Consider the following 1555-nt stretch of genomic DNA (forward strand, 5'->3'; position numbering starts at 1 on the left):
TTTTTTTTTTATGGCCGGGTCATAGGCTTAGCGGCGCACCACCACCAGCTTCTGGTTCACAAACTCTTTGATGCCGAGATCGGAGAGCTCCCGTCCGTAACCGGAACGCTTCACGCCGCCAAACGGCAGCTCCGGCGCGGTATCGGTGAGCCAGTTGATATAAACCATTCCGGTTTCAATGGCGGAGGCCATCCGTTTGGCGCGTTCGATATCCTGACTGAACACCGCGCCGCCCAGACCATAGTGGGAATCATTGGCCAGCTGGATTGCCTCCTCATCGTTTTTCACCACGTAGATCTGCGCCACCGGGCCAAAGAACTCTTCGAAGTACGCCGGATTATCACGGGTGATACCGGTCAAAATGGTGGGTTCAAAGAAATTGCCTTCTCGAGCCACCGCTTTGCCGCCCAGATGCAGCTTAGCGCCATTTTTCACCGCCTCGTCCACCTGTTTGCTTAGGGTATCCAGCGCATCTTTGGAAGAGAGCGGCCCCAGCGTAGTGCTTTCATCCAGCGGATCGCCGATTTTCACCTGGCGAAACGCCTCGCTAAATTTTGTCAGGAACGCATCCGCGATATTTTCGTGCAGGATAAAGCGCTTGGCAGCGGTACATACCTGGCCGGCGTTGTTCAGCCGCGCCTGGACGCCGATTTTCACCGCGCGCTCCAGGTCGGCATCGTCCAGCACGACAAACACATCATTGCCGCCCAGTTCCAGCGTTGATTTCTTAATATGCTTCGCCGCTTGCGCCGCCACCACGCTGCCGGCTTTCTCCGACCCGGTGAGCGCCGCGCCCTGCACGCGATCGTCGGCGATAATCTTCGCCACCTGATCCTGGGAGATAAACAGGTTGGTCCACGCCCCCTCCGGAGCGCCGGCCTCACGCACCAGATGGGCAAAGGTCTCCGCGCAGTGCGGCACAATGCTGGCGTGTTTGGCGATAACCGGGTTACCGGCCGCCAGGTTTGGCGCCAGGACGCGCATCAGCTGGTAATAGGGGAAGTTCCACGGCTCCACCGCCAGTAAGACGCCAATGGGATGGTGCTCAACCCAGGCTTCACCCAGTTCGGAGGGATACTTCACCGGCGCCAGGAACGATTTGGCGTTATCGGCGTAATAGCGGGCGATCTGCGCGCAAAGTTTCACTTCGCCGCGGCTCTGCTTAATGAGTTTCCCCATCTCCTGGCTAGCGATTTTTGCCAGCTCCTCCGCCCGGCTATCGATCAGATCAGCCAGCTTATGCAGTACCGCCAGCCGCGGTTCAATATCGCCTTTTGCCCAGGCAGAATGGTAGAGCGCATCCGCCTGCTGCAGCGCCGCCTCCACGTCCGCATCGCTGTGCGCCGGGTACGTTTTAATAAGCTGATTGTTCGCAGGATTCACCGTCTGATAGGCCATATCGCATGTCTCCTTGTTATCGCTACTAAGGCAGTCAAAAATGCCGTTAAGGATATTAAGGGTAGTCGAGATGGCTGGCGATGCGGGTAAAGTTAGGTATATCCGGAATATTCCATAACGAGGCTAACCGGGGCGACCGTCAGGCCCCCCCCGCGCG

The 1555-nt window shown here is 57.9% G+C and carries 1 protein-coding gene; it reads right to left on the bottom strand.

All coding sequences use genetic code 11. The features are described from left to right. Window positions 1-27 precede the first annotated feature (27 nt). The gene (locus tag HMPREF9538_RS11315; protein WP_004146105.1) at window positions 28-1398 is read right to left on the bottom strand and encodes an NAD-dependent succinate-semialdehyde dehydrogenase; all 1371 of its coding nucleotides are present in this window, start codon (window positions 1396-1398) and stop codon (window positions 28-30) included. Window positions 1399-1555: the final 157 nt, after the last annotated feature.

This window comes from Klebsiella sp. MS 92-3 (genome assembly GCF_000195655.1).
GTDB classification, from domain to species: domain Bacteria; phylum Pseudomonadota; class Gammaproteobacteria; order Enterobacterales; family Enterobacteriaceae; genus Klebsiella; species Klebsiella pneumoniae.